We start from the raw sequence: 16,244 nt of genomic DNA, 5'->3' as shown, positions 1-16,244 counted from the left end.
TGCAAAGTATTTTCATTTCTCCCGCCTGAGAGTTACTTGAATTCGCTGGCGCGATTTTGGCTGGAATGAAGTCGGCAGTTTTAGCAGCGATCGCTAAATTTAACCTTGCTACAGTACCTTTAACAATAGATAATCACTTTAGTTAACCAAAATTAAACTCGATTAATCTATGACATCTTTGACAGGGAAGGTTGCAATTATCACTGGTGCATCGCGGGGAATTGGACGAGCAATCGCACTCAAGTTAGCTGGTAACGGCGCATCTATTGTCGTCAACTATGCGGGGAATGCAGGCAAAGCACAAGAAGTTGTAGCAGAAATTGAAAAGTTGGGAGTAGAAGCGATCGCCATCCAAGCTGATATTAGCAAAGTACCCGACATCAAAAGGTTATTTGAACAAACACTTGAACGTTTTGCTAAAGTCGATATTTTGGTCAACAATGCCGGAATTGCCTTCTATAAACCAATTGCTGAGGTGACAGAAGAAGATTTCGACGCGATTTTTGCCATTAATGTCAAAGGCACTTATTTTACTTGCCAACAAGCCACGCAACACATGTCAGAAGGAGGACGGATTATCAACTTTTCCTCATCTACTACGGCGATGATGCTGCCAACTTATAGTGCTTATGTAGGAACAAAGGGTGCTGTTGAACAAATCACGCGGGTACTAGCTAAAGAACTAGGTGCAAAAGCGATCGCAGTTAATGTTATTTCTCCTGGCCCCACGGATACAGAACTGTTTCGAGAAGGCAAAACACAAGAACAGATAGACCGTTTAGCCCAAATGGCGGCTTTTGGCAAACTGGGAGATGTGCAAGAAATCGCCGATGTAGTAGCGTTTCTCGCCAGCGATGAAGCCAGGTGGATCACTGGGCAAAATATTCGTGTCAACGGTGGAATCGCGTGAGGCGATCAAAGCTCTCCTGATAAAAGCGATATTCCCCGTTTTAAAACCTCAGTCAGTAATGTGCAATGCCGTAATCGAAATTTCAGCTATGAATTTACCAAAACGCTTAGAACTTAACGCACATTTGAACGCTCCAGATCCAAAAACATTTTATGCCCCTGACGCTACAGGATACACCGACTATCCATTTTTAAAACTTCATACAAATTAAAGCAATCACAGTCATCTCTAAATCAAAAATATAATTTGTTAGTTGTACAATTTTTCGGTTTTATAATTGTCCAAGTAGGAGAACACAGCCGTGCTAGCTTCCGATTAAAACGGATTGCTAAATATGGGATGACAAAGTTTGTATAAAGCATTTATAACTTATACAAATAACGGCTGATTATCCAGTTCTAGAGTCTGTGCTTTTGCAATAAATATCACTTATCAGGCATTAAAAAATTATGGATTTGTCCAACTTCACTACACTCCAAAACTTAGAAGCAGCCTTCGGTGGTGAATCGATGGCAAATCGTAAGTATCTGTTTTTTGCAGATGTAGCGCGTCAACTTGGATTTACAGACTTGGCAAAACTTTTTAAAGAAACAGCTGACCAAGAAACTGAACACGCTTTTGCACATTTTAAATTGCTGCATCCAGAACTAGTGGTAGAAGATGCAGCTGCTTTAACTGATGAACAAAAGCGGGAAATTGTATCTCGCTGTTTATCTTTGGCAATTGAAGGCGAGACTTATGAATATACCACAATGTATCCAGAGTTTGCCGCCGATGCCAACGCGATGCCTATGGCGGGCAGAGCCAACGCGACAATCCGGCGGCTGAAGAATTTCTCAAACAAGTTCAAGAATCTACCGATCATGCCAACACATTTCGGGAAGCTGCACACCGTTTTGGCTTGTTAAAATTCATCGAAAATTACCACGCCGATCGCTACACTGAAGCCTTAGAAGTATTAAACGGAGGACAAGCAGCAACCAGAATTGCTGGTGAAGAACCTCAAACTCGTAAATGGATTTGTAGACAATGCAGCATGATTTACGATCCCGTCGCTGGCGATCCTGATTCGGGAATTGCACCTGGTACACCTTTTGAAGAAATTCCTGAAGACTGGGAATGTCCGATTTGCGGTGCTAGCAAAAAAACCTTTAAACCATTTGAGGAGAAAGTTGCAGCTTAAGAAGACAATCAATTAGGCACTTTTTTAGCAACTAAACGCGAAGCGTCTTAAGAGATGCTTCGCGTTCATAATTATTTATACACAGAGTCTTATGATCGATTTACCAGAAGATAACAGCCAATTTGAACGACAGAAACCAGTTTATCTAGAGCTAAATTTTCAGATTTTTTGTGTTTAGGTATTGCACTTGTAGGTAATTTGTAATTCGTTTAGGAAGTGAGAGTCTTCTCAATGCGACGATCGGGGATCAGCCAGATGACTGCAACTAAAGCGTATAATGCACAGGCAAACCATGAGTTCATGAAGGCAAGTGGAATTGCTACAGCATAGACAACTACTGATACTTTCCCTTTGAAATCTTCACCAACTGCGATCGCTAGAGTCGAATCCTTGCCGTGGTAATAAATCAGGGTGCGGGTAAGGATGAAGTAAGCGATCGCAGCCAACAACAATACCGTACCGTAAAGGGCTACTGGCATAGCGGCAAAGTGATTCTCGCCCATCCAACCAGTGACGAAGGGGATTAGCGACAACCAAAACAGCAGATGCAGATTCGCCCAAAGGATACGCCCATTAACATGTCGGACTGCTTGTAGTAGGTGATGGTGATTGTTCCAATAAATGCCGATATAAATAAAACTCAGCACATAGCTCAGAAATACCGGGATTAATGGACGTAGCGCAGCTAAATCGTACCCATGCGGTACTTTGATTTCTAGCACCATGATAGTGATGATGATGGCAATCACCCCATCGCTGAATGCTTCTAATCTCCCTTTTCCCATGTACGCATTCCTTTTATTTGAGAATTAAGTTGTGAGACTCTGTACTTTATCGTACCAAGTAGCCGCCATTGATGAAGATTGTCTGCGTTGGCGTAGCCTGCCGTACTCCTTTGGAGAAGCAAGCTATGCAAAGCGTCTCGTAGAGAGGGCATCGCAAAATCAAAATCTTTAATTCTTATTCACCAATTTCCGCCGTAATTCTCGAATAGCAGCGCTAGTATTGCGCTCGTAGGCAATTTTAAAACACTCTGTAACTACTTCTGACACATTGATGTTAGGGAAATAACGGCTACTGGTTTCAACAGTGTAGACATCGCCTTGCAACCTGTAAATTACAAGCTGGTTCTTCCTGAACAACCAAACTTCTGGTACTTGATAAGGTAGATAGTCATTTACATCGGTGTAGCTGGTGATGTCTATCTCCACGACTAAATCAGGTGATGGATCGACACCCCAATTAATCCGATCTTTACCTGCGATCGCCTCCCAGTTTTCAATATAAAAACAATAGTCTGGTTCTATACCACTTTTCTGTGGTAGTTCCATTGTGATTGGGGTAAATGCCTCGTATTCTCGTCCCAGATAATCGAGCAAAACTTTGACTACATCTGCAATTACACTTACTTTTCGCCCATGTTCTGGTAGTGGTGCCATCAACAGAATTTCTCCATCTCGATACTTGATACGAGGCGAAGAGCGATCGCCTAGTTGTTCATTGAGTGCTTGATAATCTTGCCAACTTCCAGGTAGGCGTACTACTGCGCCTGGGGGCAAATGGATTGTATCGGGTGTGACAACAGCGAACATACAAATGAGCCTCCACCTCAACTGTAATGCTTTACAGTAGAATTCAGAATTTAGGAGTAAAACACGCTTTATATCTGGATAACAGACTTAGCTTGTATACCTCACAACTTGAAATCTGCTGTAAATATTAATTGCTGCGGCTGAAAAATACAGCAGCTATAACAATTAAACCTAAAAGTGCTAAAGGAACCCAGAGATTAGGGACATCCGACAAACTCATAAAAGACTTCCAAATAAGTATGATATATGAGGCAGATTTCAATCGATAGTTGCTACTTGATAAATCAACTTTTAAGTAAGTCTTCTTCTAACTTCTTCAGCCAAATTTTCTAGCAGTACTTCTACTTGTTCGCCTGTTTTCAAATCTTTGAGCGATGACTTTTGCGCTGCTGCTTCTTCAGAACCAATAATTACGCAAAATTGAATTCCTTGTTTGTCTGCTAATTGAAATTGTTTACCCAAGGGACGCTTATCAAAGTTAGTTATCACATTAATTCCCGCCTGACGCAGATTTTGAGAAACTTTTAAATAAGTAGGCATTAAATCTTCTTGCATATTCACTACCATCACTTGGGCTGGTGTAGGAGCTAAGGTACTAAGAATCCCAGCTTTTAACAAGCGACTAATTAAACGAGTTAAGCCGATAGAAATGCCGACACCAGGCATCTTTTCGCCCAAAAACACCCCAACTAATTCTTCATATCTACCGCCAGAACAAATGCTACCTAAAGCTTCATGTCCTAATAAGGTTGTTTCGTAAACTGTGCCGGTATAGTAATCAAGACCACGGGCAATGGATAAATCAATACAGAAACGCTTTTCGGCAACTCCGAGATTACGCACCCCAGCAATTACCGTTTCTAATTCGGTAATACCTAAGCTCAATTGCTCGGTTTCTGGCAGATTTTGAGCGAGATGCTTCAGCTTATCTAATACGTCATCAACGGAACTGTCTATTTTAATAAACTCAATAATTTTTTGCGACTGCTCGGCTGAAATTCCTTCTTTTTCTAAATCTTGTTTTACTTTACTCTCACCAATTTTTTCTAGAGCATCAACAATGCCAATACACGATTTAATTTGATTTTCGGCAATACCTAATGATTTAAAGAAACCAGTAAGAACTTTTCGGTTGTTGATGCGAATCAGAAAATCACCAATATTAATTGCTTCAAATATCTCAGCGATAATTGCAGGCATTTGAGCATCATAGAGCAAGCTGAGTTCACGACGCGCAACTACATCAATATCGCATTGGCGGAACTGACGAAAACGCCCATCTTTCGCCCGCTCTCCCCGAAAAACTACATCTGTTTGGTAGCGGGCAAAGGGAAAAGTTAATTCATTCAGGTGACGGGCAATATACGCCGCTAAAGGAACTGTTTGATCGAACTTTAAAGCTCTTGCTTCCGAACCTGTTTCGCCCGATCTATCTCTCTCGGCTTGTCGATTTGGTGGCAATATGGGGTCAATTCCATAAATGATATTGTCGCCTTGATTACCTTTAGCTTGCAGCACTTCTAAACGTTCTACAGCAGGTGTTTCGATGGGCGTAAATCCATAGCTTTCAAAAACTCTACGGATGATATCTAGCAAGTGCAATTCTAAACGTTTTTCGCTAGGAAGGAATTCTGGAAATCCGCTAGGAGTAGAAAAGTTTATTTTGTCACCTTTGGCCATGCGTGTACCTTACTAAGTTGAGATTGGAGATGAAAGCTTAACGACTGGAAGCCGTGGCTACACAAACAAAGTCCGCCTGCGCGGACTAGAGAATAATGAGATTTATCTTTGAGGGGAGAAATTACTATCTTACCCGTTCTTCTTGAATTAGGGTGCGTTGAAAGATTTGATTGTTTTTAAACCAATGCCAAGTGCGGGCACGATTGTTATTGTCAGGACTAATGTAAATCATTTCATATAAGCTCATTTCTGGGTTTGTCTTATAACTAAACCACAAAATAACAATCGAATCATCGGCTTCCCAGGCTTTTCCGTCTATGCGATCGGTGTCAAACCAAAGTTTATTATCTTTATAGATTCCTGGAAATTCATATTCTTCTCGTTTCCCATCAGACCATTTGTAGCGATTGATTTGGTAGTAGGGATGAGGGCCATTTTCTGGAAATTGACAAGTTAAGTGAGATTCATACTTGTCGATGATTTTTCCTGTTGTATCAATTAATGTATAAGTTCCTACCCAATCTCCTTCATGACGGGCAAGCACGGGCATTCCTTCTCGAATATTTGACATTGTAATTCACCTCTCAACAACCTTAGGTAAAAACAACTGTTTGAGCAGGTAAGCAGTGCTTACTCTACAAAAACTGTTGAATGTTAGCATTAACATTGTAAGTCGAGACAATGGTATTGTGAGCTGAGACAATGGTATTGTAAGTCAAAACAATCGCATTGTGAGCCGAAACAATTGCATTGTGAGCCAATGCATTACACTGCTCTTAAAAGCATTACCTTCTGTTTGTCGAGCGTAGTCGAAACCCTGTCTCCTGCCTCTTGACTCCTTCAAACTTCATTATTAAACCACCAAGGGTCATTAGTAGCGTTAGTTTTGATCAAAATAGCTTTTTTTCGCATGAACCGTTTCAGCGCCGCCGCACCCATACGTGAACCTCCCAAACCAGAGAATTTAAAGGCGTTTTTCTCTCCTTCGTGCATGATGGCGGTGAGTCCAGCATCGTTGATACTAATAGCACCTGCATCTATTTGGTGGGCAACTTCTAAGGCTTCTGTTTCCAAGGCAAATACAGCAGCACTTAATCCATAAATTGAATCATTGGCTAAAGACACCGCTTCCTCAACTGTGGAAAAAGGCATTATTGGCATAATGGGGCCAAAAGTCTCTTCGGTCATCACTTTCATGGAATGATTGACCTGGGTAAGTACTGTGGGACGACACCACCAACCGCCACCTAAGTCTTCAATGACACCACCGCAGTGAATGACTGCTCCCTTTTCCACTGCATCTAGGAGATGATCGCTAATAATTGCTGCTTGTTTTTCGGCGATGATGGGGCCAATTTCTCCACTTTCGACTGTGGGATAGGCTAGTTGAAGGCGATGTGCTTTGGTTACTAGTTGATGGTAAAACTTTTCAAATATCGAGTCTGCAACGTAAATTCGCTCAATTGAGAGGCATGACTGTCCGGTGTTGACGACAGAACCCCACAATATTGCTGAGGTTGCTAATTCTAAGTTGGCTGATTCTAAAACGATCGCAGGATCTTTTCCTCCTAATTCCAAAAAAGCTGGAATAAACTGTTTTGCAGCCGCTTGTGCAACTTTTCTCCCCGTGGCTACACTGCCTGTAAAGCATACTAAATCTACATTTTCAATCAAAACAGATCCAGTTTCGCCTGCTCCTTCCACAAAAGTTAAAACATCGCGCAATTCGGGAACGGCGTTGAGTGCTGTTTTGAGTGGTGCTACGAAGCGGGGAGCGATTTCACTGGGTTTGACAATGACAGCACAACCCGCCAATAATGCCGGGATGGTATCAATGGTAGACAGTAACAGCGGAAAATTCCACGGGCTAATTACCCCGACTAGAGGATAAGGAACGGATGTTTGTTGTAAAGCAATAAACGGAATGGCTGTATTTTTTGCCGATTCTTGCAGCAATTCCGGTGCTAGCCGACACCAGCGATCGATGCTGGAGAGGAAGGAGTCTATTTCTAATACCGAGGTTGACAATCTTCCTGTATCATTTACCAAAGCTTCTGTGAGGCGATCGCGTTCAGATAATATCGCCTGTTTCCATTGCTGTAAAGCTTCAATTCTTCCCTCTAAGCCCAACTGCTGCCAGCGAACTTGTGCCCGGCGCGTCCGCTTACATTGCTGTACCACCAGCCTTGGAGGCGGCGGGATAATTACGTAGTCAAATTTGCCAGTTCGGGGATTGCGGACTTCTATTGTTTTTGTCATTTGTCATTGGTCATTAGTCATTTGTCAAAAGTTATCTATTCCTTATTTCCCCATGCCTAATGCCCCATTTCCAAATTCAAATTATGCCCAATTGGGTTAAACGCTCAATGGTGGCTTGCTGTGTTTGCAGGAAATGTTTGCGGTCTACTTCTCCTTCCAGCATAGTATTAGCGGGGTAAAAGTGTGATTGGCGATAACTTTCGGCGTATAGTTCAAATCGCTGGCGGGAAAGTAAATTATTTAACCCCGGTCGGCGGCGATCGCGGCGTAATGCTGCTAAATCAATCTCTGCAAATGCTGCCATGCTCTCGCCTGCACCTGTTTCTGCTAATACGATTCCGCGATGGTCAATGATTTTAGAGCCACCATCAGCTGAAGCAATGGGGATGGCAATATTAGCGATGCCTGCGGTATTAGCTGAAACTACATAAGCCAGATTTTCCACGGCACGAGTGATTTTTGCCGCGTCTTTGGGCGTGAGGTTTTTGTTGTATACTTCCGAAGTGGAATGGACAAAAATCTCTGCTCCTCGCATCGCCAAGCACCGCGCTACTTCTGGATACAAAATTTCTTCTGATGCTAAAGCAGCCAAATTACCGATCTCCGTTTTGGCAACGGGGAAAACTCCTTCTAAGCCATAGCAGTCAAGATATTTATCCCAAACATCATGGGGGGTGGGAGCAAATAAGGAATTTAGCCGCCGATACCGCAAGATGATTGAGCCAGAGGGGTCAATAATAAAGCAGGTTTGAAAGTACAATCCGGGAAAGTTGGGGTCAACTTCGTAGGCGTTACCTGCTAAAAAGATTTTATGCTTTTGGGCAATTTTACCCAGCGCCTCATACTCAGCACCAGCCATTTCTATACAGGCTTTTTCTGCCCACCCTGATAGAGTATCTCCCATTGGGAAACCAGTCAGGAAATATTCTGGCAGTACAATTAAACGACAATCAAAGCCAATGAAAGCGAGACTGGCAGCAATTTGTTGAGCTAGGCGGTTGATGGAGTTTTGCATGAGCGATCGTGCTTCGTGGCGATCGCTAGTTTGGTTGACTGCATGACAGGTAACTTGCAGTGCTAAAGCGCGGTATGATTCTGGATTAATGGGCATGGGACTAAGGACAAATGACCAATCACAAATAACTAATGACTAATGCGATCACCACCCCAGAGCGATCGCACAAGTTTATCTGTCAATTCCGAGCCAAATATCTGCGCGGCAAATTTATTACCTGGATCGCGTTCCGCACTGATGCGGCGGAGCGCTAAATCACGAGCAGCTAGAGCTTCCCGTGCATCTTCTGGCACAGGTTCAGCTGCATCTACCCAAGTAAGCCAGCGATCGAGTGTTTCGTGTGCAAGTGCGCGAGTTAGTTCGAGGGTTTCAAAAGTTGGTGCGCCTGTGTAGCACAAGCTAACAGGCGATTGAAATAGACGGATATATGTACTTTTGCTGGTAAATACCTTGAGCCGCGAATCTTCCTGTAACTTTAAGAATGTTGGGTTAACTGGCTCATAGTAGCGATCGAGATATGCCAAATCGGTTAAAAGCTCAGTTCGGGCAATGTAATCTACATAAAATAAAATATTTCCATTTGGAAGTGTGCCAAACTCAAAGGCCAAATGAGGAACCTGAATATGCGACTTCAACCAAGTCGTGAGACGCATGGTGCTAAAGTTTGATTTTTCAGAGTTTCCTAGCCGCGAATGTACTAGCCAGTCAATATCTTTCCCGGAAAAAGCAGTCAGCGAACCCTTCATATTGCCATCAAGAGTGCTGTATTGCTGTAAATTTTCTACAGAAGGATCTGGATGTAATTCAAAACGAGCGTCTATTTTCTGACGAAGTTCGTTTGTCAAACCCCATAACTGTTCAGATAAGGTTGTACTGTTTACATTAGGTTGCTGCTCAAGCACTGTTTGTATGTACCCTTGTGAGATAACGAATACAAACAAAGCATAATGTCAAAACAAAACAAAATACAAGTATCTAGCTTCTGTCAGAGTTGTTCTGAGGTTAACTTACATCTTGCACCGTGATTCAGACGGATGTATTCTGAATTCTGAATTTTTCTTCAATTATTGTTTGCTTCTCCTGTCTTTGTATAAACTTAATTTAAATAAAAGAACTCCAGGTAGAAGAGAGAATGTCAAATTTCCCCGATCGCACAGAGTCAAACACCGATAAAATTTTACTCATCGGAGTTACTGGCGGCACAGGTGGAAATGTCGTCAAGGGATTTCTCGAACAGGGAGTAACCAACCTGCGAGTCATCACTAGAGAAATTGACCTTAATCGTCCAACTCTTGCAAAACTCAACGATGCCGGAGTTGAACTGGTAAAAGCCAACCTCGATGATGAAACCTCCCTTATAGCAGCCTTTGCAGGGATTTCGGCTGTTTACTGCCACGCTACTTCTGCGGATTCTACTAAAATTGACCCGCTAGAAGTGGAGAGGGCAAGGCGAGTTGCACAAGCTGCCAAGCAAGCTGACATTAAGCACTTTGTCTACAATTCCGCAGGTGGAGCGGATAGGAATTCAGGAATCCCCCGCATAGAGCAAAAGTACCAGGTAGAAAAAATTCTCAAAGAAGCTGGCTTACCGACTACTATGTTGCGAGCCTGCTTGTTTATGGAGGAGTTTTGGAAGAAGTACACGCGACCTTCCATCCTCAAAGGTAGTTTCCCATTTTCCATTCAGCCAAACAAGCCCCTTCATCTAATTACAACGAAAGACATGGGCCGCGTTGCTGCCTACGTCATTAAACATCCCACCAAGTATATCGGTCAAGAAATTGAGCTAGCTGGCGATATGCTGACTCCTCTTCAAATGACAGAGGCATTTTCTCAAGCGCAAAAGATGAAAGTTGTCTACAAAGAGACACCCGCCTGGATTTTCTTACTCTTGCTGCAAAAGGAACTGTTCGATTTGATTCAGTGGTATCGCAAACAAGGTTATCAAGCCGATGTCCAGCGTTTACGAGAAGAGGAGTTTCCTGGACTTCTGACCACGTTTAGGGAATTTCTGACAGAAACCAACTGGGCAAATGCAGAACTCACCTACGAAAGTCTGTGATTGGACTATAGCAATCTGATTTAATTTCTGAAGTTATTTGCGTAGAAAGGCAACAGCAAAGAAGCCTCTTTGAGCTATATTGAATGTTTTCAAAAATCAAATATGAGTCCTATAGAATCCATTTGACATCTATTCATTCGCTAGCCTTTTGAGGATGAGTCTGATGAAACAGAGATTGAGTTTGGCTGTGGCAGGCTTTTCTATAAACTTTAATGTTTATTTTGACACCTTCTAGTGTCTAGCTCGTTGCCCATATCAAGCAACGCATTCAGCGACTTTAGAACTGTGGAAAACAGCCCATTAACTAAACCATGATAAAGCTATTGCAGCAACATCCTTAAGTACACGGGCATAAGAAAATATCATACTGTCATTTCGAGTAGGATATGGACGTCGAAACTGGCTTTTCATAGGGTAGTGAAAGAAAACATTTGCAGGGTTTTGAAGTTCTTTTGCAACTGTACAAGACGCTCTGTGAGCAATCTATGATTCCTCATTAGATGTCTTTATACTTACTTCAATTTAAGTAATAATACTGAAGCTTTATACAAAATAGTTCTTGCTATAATTAATTGTAAAAATAAAAATAATTTTCTTAGTAAACATAGACAAATCAGAACAAAAACAAATACTAATAAGTTAGTTCTTTTGTTACAAGTATAAATATGGCTTTTGATTTAGATGAAACTTTTCAGCTAGACATAGCTAAAATGAATTTAAACGAAGTATATTCAATAGTATTTAATTTTCATCAACCCAAAATTCCTTTTGTAATTTGGTTACTAGAGAATCCTAATAGTCTATTGGCGTTACCTGGAAAAATTAGTCTGCGCCATCATGATTATATTCATATACTTTTAGGTAGAGGTCTTTCTTCTGAAGATGAAGCTTTCGTAATTGGATTTACAATGGGTAATGACTTAAAAACTAATAAGCTACATTTATTCATCTATAAACTTTTTACTAAATTTATATATCCATATCCTTATAAATTTTCAACATTAGATTTAATAAAATTTTACTTAGGCTTTATTTATGGCAGAAGAATCAAAATGAAAAACATAAATGAGATTAATTTTGAACTTTATCAATATCAAAACATAGGATATTTAAGAAATATTTTCGATATCAATACTGATGAAATAAAATTTATACTCACACATGAATTAAATTTTATTAATATATAAATTAACATATATCTAAAAAATACTATATATAAAAATGCAATTGCCTAACAAACTGAGATTAGTTCCCTCTCAAATAGTAACTTTAACAGTACTGCTGACGTTACTCTTGTTTATTCCTCAAATTTTGCTCAACTGGCAAGTATATGAGAATTTTAATAGTATTACTAAATATGAATTTAAACTCCAATGGCTGAGTGATGAAATTACTTATCTTGATGAAGTATTAACAATGTCAGCACGCATGAATGCTGCTACAGGAAAGTTGATTTGGGAAGAACGATATCGCCAATTTGAACCTAAGCTGGATATTGCTATTAAAGAATCTATTAAACTGGCTCCTAAAGTATATGAAAATGAGGACGCTAAAAAAATTGATGCTGCTAATCAGCAATTAGTTGCAATGGAATATCAATCTTTTGAATTAGTTAAAAAAAATCAGAAAGAGACAGCGCAATTACTACTTTTTAACCACGAGTATGAAAATCAAAAACAAATTTATGCTGATGGTGTTGCGAAAAGAAAGTGTAATATCTCACTTCAGTTACAGCAGAAAATTAATGATTATTACAAACGAATATTTTGGGCAATTTTAGAATCTATTATAAGTTTATTAATGCTGATTCCGGCATGGCTTTTAGTATTGCGTTTATTACAGCAATATTTAAAAGCTAAAAAAATTGCTCAAGCCGCTTTAGAAGAAACGAATTATAGGTTGGAAATGCAAGTTACAGAGAGAACGGCAAAATTAAAGCACAAAAATCTTGAATTACAACATACACTGCAAGACTTGCAAAACGCTCAAGTACAACTTATTCAAACTGAAAAAATGTCTTCATTAGGTCAGCTAGTTGCTGGTGTTGCTCATGAAATAAATAATCCAGTTAATTTCATTTATGGGAACGTGATACATATTAAAGAATATAGTCAGCACTTACTAACTTTAATTAACCTATATCAGCAAGAAAATTTTAATCACAATCCAGAAATAACTAGTTTGATTAATAAGATAGATTTAGAGTTTATTATTGATGATATGCCGAAAGTTTTATCCTCAATGGCAGTTGGTACTGAGCGCATCCGCGAGATTGTGCTAACTTTGCGGAACTTCTCGCGTCTTGATGAAGCAGAAATGAAACCTGTTGATATTCATGAAGGGATTGATAGCTCGTTATTAATTTTACAGTATCGTCTGAAGGAAAAGCATAAACAGCAGGAAATTGCAATAATTAAAGATTATGGTGATTTGCCTCTTGTTGAATGTTATGCAGGAGGGCTAAATCAGGTGTTTATGAATATCTTAACTAACGCTATTGATGCTTTATATGAATGGGAAACAGAGTGTTTAAAAGGAAAGGTTAAAAAAGACCTTAGCTCTATTATTATCCATACTCAAGTTAAGAATAAAGAGTGCGTGATTATTAGTATTAAAGATAATGGGCCAGGAATGACTGAGGAAGTCAAGACTAGATTGTTTGACCCCTTCTTTACTACTAAACCTGTAGGTAAAGGTACTGGCTTAGGATTATCTATTAGTTACCAAATCATAGTAGATAAGCATAACGGAAAAATCAAGTGTATTTCTTCACCTGGTAAGGGTACAGAGTTTGTGATTGAGATTCCTATCAAGCAAGTACAGTAAGCAAATATATTAACAAAGCTATATAGCATATCCAAATGATGCCGACAAATTTGGGTGTCTACGCTATCTTCCTAAAAATTACTAATAGAAAATCCTCGACGTGTGGGTTTAATATTGGCTAACTCCACCTGAAAACTTACCTTATCGCTCATTTCTCCACTTCTCGCTTCCAAAGTCCATTTTCCAGGACGCAAATTCCAAAATAAAGAATTAGCTGAGTTGGTATCTAACTTTTCCCCATTTAACCACCATTCAACTGGTGCAGATTTATTTCCTGCTAACTTAAATTCGAGTTTTTGCTTACCTTCTTCACCTGGATAGAGTAAAAATAAATCGTCATGATGCGGAGATAAAATTCTCAAACTGGTAGAAATAAAATTTGATTGCTGTTGTTTTGCCAACCATTCATCATACTCTGATGGCAAATTAAATTGATTTTCACCTTCGTAATTATTTTTATCTTCTGGATAGAAATATTCCTGTACTACTGAGGTACAATCTGGTGTTGGTCGTAACCCTGAAATTGCACAAACAGGTAATTGCACTAAACCTTCTGGAGATGGAAAACCTGCTGGTTCCTGATGTTCGTGCAGATGTAACATAATTCGATTCCATAAGGGTGCAGCCCCAGTCACACCTGAAACCTGTCGCATCGGTTCACCGTTGAAGTTACCTACCCAAGTAGCGACAGTGTAATCTGTGGTGAAGCCAACAGTCCAAGTATCACGAAAATTGGAAGAAGTGCCAGTTTTAACAGCAGAGGGAAAGGGTAAATTTAATACAGAGTTTACACCAAAAGCTGTTGCACGAGCATGATTGTCACTGAGTATGTTGGTGATTAATTGCCATATTGTTGTCGAATTTGGGATTTTAGGTCGCACCTTTGGTACGCTTCCAGCGTAACTTGGATTTGAGATTGGAGAATTGAAAAATGTGCTTACTAAAGGTGTAGCATCTCCAAGTCGTGCTATGGTCAGGTAGGCATGAGCTAATTCCCAGAGGCTGACTTCACCACTACCTAAAGTTAAACCCAAACCATAATGTTCTGGAGTTTGATTGAGGTGTTCAAACCCCAGTTGATGTAGTCGTTCTAAGAAAGGTTCCACACCTACTTTTTCTAACACGCGCACGGCGGGGACATTTAGGGAATTTGCTAAAGCGATTCGCACCCGCACTGGCCCAAGAAACCTTTCAGTATAATCTGTAGGGCTATAAAGTTTTGCACCGGGAATTGCATAACGGGCGGGTACATCTGCCAAAATGGTATTTGGACGAATTAAACCTTTTTCTAAAGCTAATTCATAGACAAAAGGCTTGAGCGTAGAACCTGGTTGACGTAGCGCTTGCACTCCATCATTGCGTCCCAGTTTGGCTTCATTAAAGTAATCAGGCGAACCGACATAAGCCAAAACTTCACCAGTGTGGTTATCAATCACTAACGCCGCTGCATCATGAACATTGTTAGCGGCGAGGGAAGAAATTACCTGCTGTACCTGTGCTTCGACAAACTGCTGCAAAGGGCGATTTATAGTCGTGCGAATCACGGATTGATCCCCCCTAACCCCCCTTAAAAAGGGGGGGATTAAGCCTCCTTTATCAAGGGGTGTTGGGGAGATTTGATTGGCTAACCAAAATAAAAAGTGTGGTGCGGCGATAATTCCCCGTTGGCGAGATTGAAACACAACTTTTTCGCTGTGTGTTCGGGTGGCGTTCGTCGAAGACGTTGGCGCAGCTATCGCACCACTGATGTACTTTTCCTCTACCATCCGATTAAGGACGTATTTTTGCCGTTGCTTCAGCCGTTCCCAATGTTCATAAGGGTTAAAGTATGTGGGATTATTAGGAATAGCAGCCAACAAACTAGCTTGAGCAAGATTCAACTCACTAGCTGGGATGGAAAAATAAATCTGCGCGGCTGCTTCCACACCATATATATTCCCGCCCATTGGCAGCCGATTGATATATGCAGAGAGAATTTCATCTTTATTCATCCCTGCTGCTAACCGCCAAGATAGCCAAATTTCACTCAGTTTACCAGAGAAGCTGCGCGGCACTGGATCTAACATCCGCGCCAACTGCATAGTAATTGTGGAAGCACCGGAAAAAATTCGTTTGGCGTGGATGGCTTCTTTGCTGGCGCGGATAACAGCTTTCATATCCAACGCCCCATGATGATAAAAGCTGCCATCTTCGGCGGCTAAAATAGCATGGATAAACTGGGGCGAAACCTGATTTAGGGGTACTACCGATGTATGCTCTTGGTCGCGGGTGAGCAATGTTCCTAATGGTAAACCATTGCGATCGCTAAATTGCATTGCCAATTGATTTTGGGCAATATCTGCGGCACGAATGGGCGCAAAATAAGGGAGTAGGCGTACCACGAGACAGATTACCAGCACAGCTAGGATAACCTGACTAGTGCGCTTAAGTTTGAGTAGCGATCGTAAAATTAGTTTCATCAGGGAATCCCCTGTCCAAGAAAACCTACCTTAATCTTGACGCAGCGATTACATCTACATCAGTAAATATTTCAAATCCTTAATAATTAATTTTTACTAACTCAACAGATGTAAATTAATGTTTGCGAAATTTAAATGCTTCTTTATGGTTAAGAATTGTAGTTATTTTTGGAACAATAACACTAGATTAGTTATCTATGTAAATAAACATACGTTACATCTAGAACTTGTGTAAAAATAACTAATTATCTTGCGTCC

General features: G+C 40.6%; 12 protein-coding genes and 1 pseudogene. 5 read left to right on the top strand and 8 right to left on the bottom strand.

Annotation, left to right across the window (positions count from 1 at the left end):
* Nucleotides 1-169 precede the first annotated feature (169 nt).
* Both HWQ43_RS26380 and HWQ43_RS26375 read left to right on the top strand, forming a co-directional pair.
* The gene (locus HWQ43_RS26380; protein ID WP_292739166.1) at nucleotides 170-910 is read left to right on the top strand and encodes an SDR family oxidoreductase; all 741 of its coding nucleotides are present in this window, start codon (nucleotides 170-172) and stop codon (nucleotides 908-910) included.
* 449 nt (nucleotides 911-1,359) lie between these two features.
* Nucleotides 1,360-2,093 (top strand): annotated as a pseudogene (locus tag HWQ43_RS26375) (rubrerythrin family protein).
* Nucleotides 2,094-2,302: 209 nt separating this feature from the next.
* Here the strand turns inward: HWQ43_RS26375 and HWQ43_RS26370 are convergent.
* The 7 genes from HWQ43_RS26370 to HWQ43_RS26340 all read right to left on the bottom strand — a co-directional run bounded on the left by HWQ43_RS26370 (nucleotide 2,303) and on the right by HWQ43_RS26340 (nucleotide 9,541).
* Entirely contained in the window at nucleotides 2,303-2,878 is a 576-nt protein-coding gene (locus HWQ43_RS26370; protein WP_292739164.1) for a TMEM175 family protein, read from the bottom strand.
* 168 nt (nucleotides 2,879-3,046) lie between these two features.
* A complete protein-coding gene (locus HWQ43_RS26365) occupies nucleotides 3,047-3,685 on the bottom strand; it encodes a Uma2 family endonuclease (protein WP_292739162.1) in 639 nt (212 codons plus the stop codon).
* Between the two features lie 291 nt (nucleotides 3,686-3,976).
* A complete protein-coding gene (hisS, locus tag HWQ43_RS26360; RefSeq protein WP_292739160.1) occupies nucleotides 3,977-5,365 on the bottom strand; it encodes a histidine--tRNA ligase in 1,389 nt (462 codons plus the stop codon).
* A gap of 124 nt (nucleotides 5,366-5,489) precedes the next feature.
* Nucleotides 5,490-5,936, bottom strand: a complete 447-nt coding sequence (locus HWQ43_RS26355) for a DUF3598 family protein (protein ID WP_292739157.1) — start codon at nucleotides 5,934-5,936, stop codon at nucleotides 5,490-5,492.
* 269 nt (nucleotides 5,937-6,205) lie between these two features.
* Nucleotides 6,206-7,624, bottom strand: a complete 1,419-nt coding sequence (locus tag HWQ43_RS26350; RefSeq protein ID WP_292739156.1) for an aldehyde dehydrogenase family protein — start codon at nucleotides 7,622-7,624, stop codon at nucleotides 6,206-6,208.
* A 76-nt stretch (nucleotides 7,625-7,700) separates the two neighbouring features.
* A complete protein-coding gene (locus HWQ43_RS26345; protein ID WP_292739155.1) occupies nucleotides 7,701-8,735 on the bottom strand; it encodes a nitrilase-related carbon-nitrogen hydrolase in 1,035 nt (344 codons plus the stop codon).
* A 32-nt stretch (nucleotides 8,736-8,767) separates the two neighbouring features.
* Complete coding sequence (locus tag HWQ43_RS26340) at nucleotides 8,768-9,541, bottom strand: red chlorophyll catabolite reductase (protein WP_292739154.1); 774 nt, start codon at nucleotides 9,539-9,541, stop codon at nucleotides 8,768-8,770.
* Between the two features lie 230 nt (nucleotides 9,542-9,771).
* Between HWQ43_RS26340 and HWQ43_RS26335 the strand changes: the two genes are divergently transcribed.
* The 3 genes from HWQ43_RS26335 to HWQ43_RS26325 all read left to right on the top strand — a co-directional run bounded on the left by HWQ43_RS26335 (nucleotide 9,772) and on the right by HWQ43_RS26325 (nucleotide 13,527).
* Nucleotides 9,772-10,701 (top strand): NmrA family NAD(P)-binding protein, encoded by a 930-nt coding sequence (locus HWQ43_RS26335; protein WP_292739153.1) that lies wholly within the window; start codon nucleotides 9,772-9,774, stop codon nucleotides 10,699-10,701.
* A 665-nt stretch (nucleotides 10,702-11,366) separates the two neighbouring features.
* Complete coding sequence (locus tag HWQ43_RS26330) at nucleotides 11,367-11,888, top strand: hypothetical protein (RefSeq protein ID WP_292739152.1); 522 nt, start codon at nucleotides 11,367-11,369, stop codon at nucleotides 11,886-11,888.
* Between the two features lie 34 nt (nucleotides 11,889-11,922).
* On the top strand, nucleotides 11,923-13,527 hold the full coding sequence (locus tag HWQ43_RS26325) for an ATP-binding protein (RefSeq protein WP_292739151.1): 1,605 nt from the start codon (nucleotides 11,923-11,925) through the stop codon (nucleotides 13,525-13,527).
* Between the two features lie 71 nt (nucleotides 13,528-13,598).
* Here the strand turns inward: HWQ43_RS26325 and pbpC are convergent, their stop codons facing one another.
* Nucleotides 13,599-15,986, bottom strand: coding sequence for a penicillin-binding protein 1C (pbpC, locus tag HWQ43_RS26320; protein WP_292739149.1), 2,388 nt, complete (start codon nucleotides 15,984-15,986; stop codon nucleotides 13,599-13,601).
* Nucleotides 15,987-16,244: the final 258 nt, after the last annotated feature.

This window comes from Nostoc sp. JL31, from assembly GCF_017114965.1.
In the GTDB taxonomy this organism is placed as follows: Bacteria; Cyanobacteriota; Cyanobacteriia; order Cyanobacteriales; family Nostocaceae; genus Nostoc; species Nostoc punctiforme_A.
The sequence above is the reverse complement of the archived record's forward strand: the minus strand, read 5'-3'. Positions and strand labels throughout refer to the sequence as shown.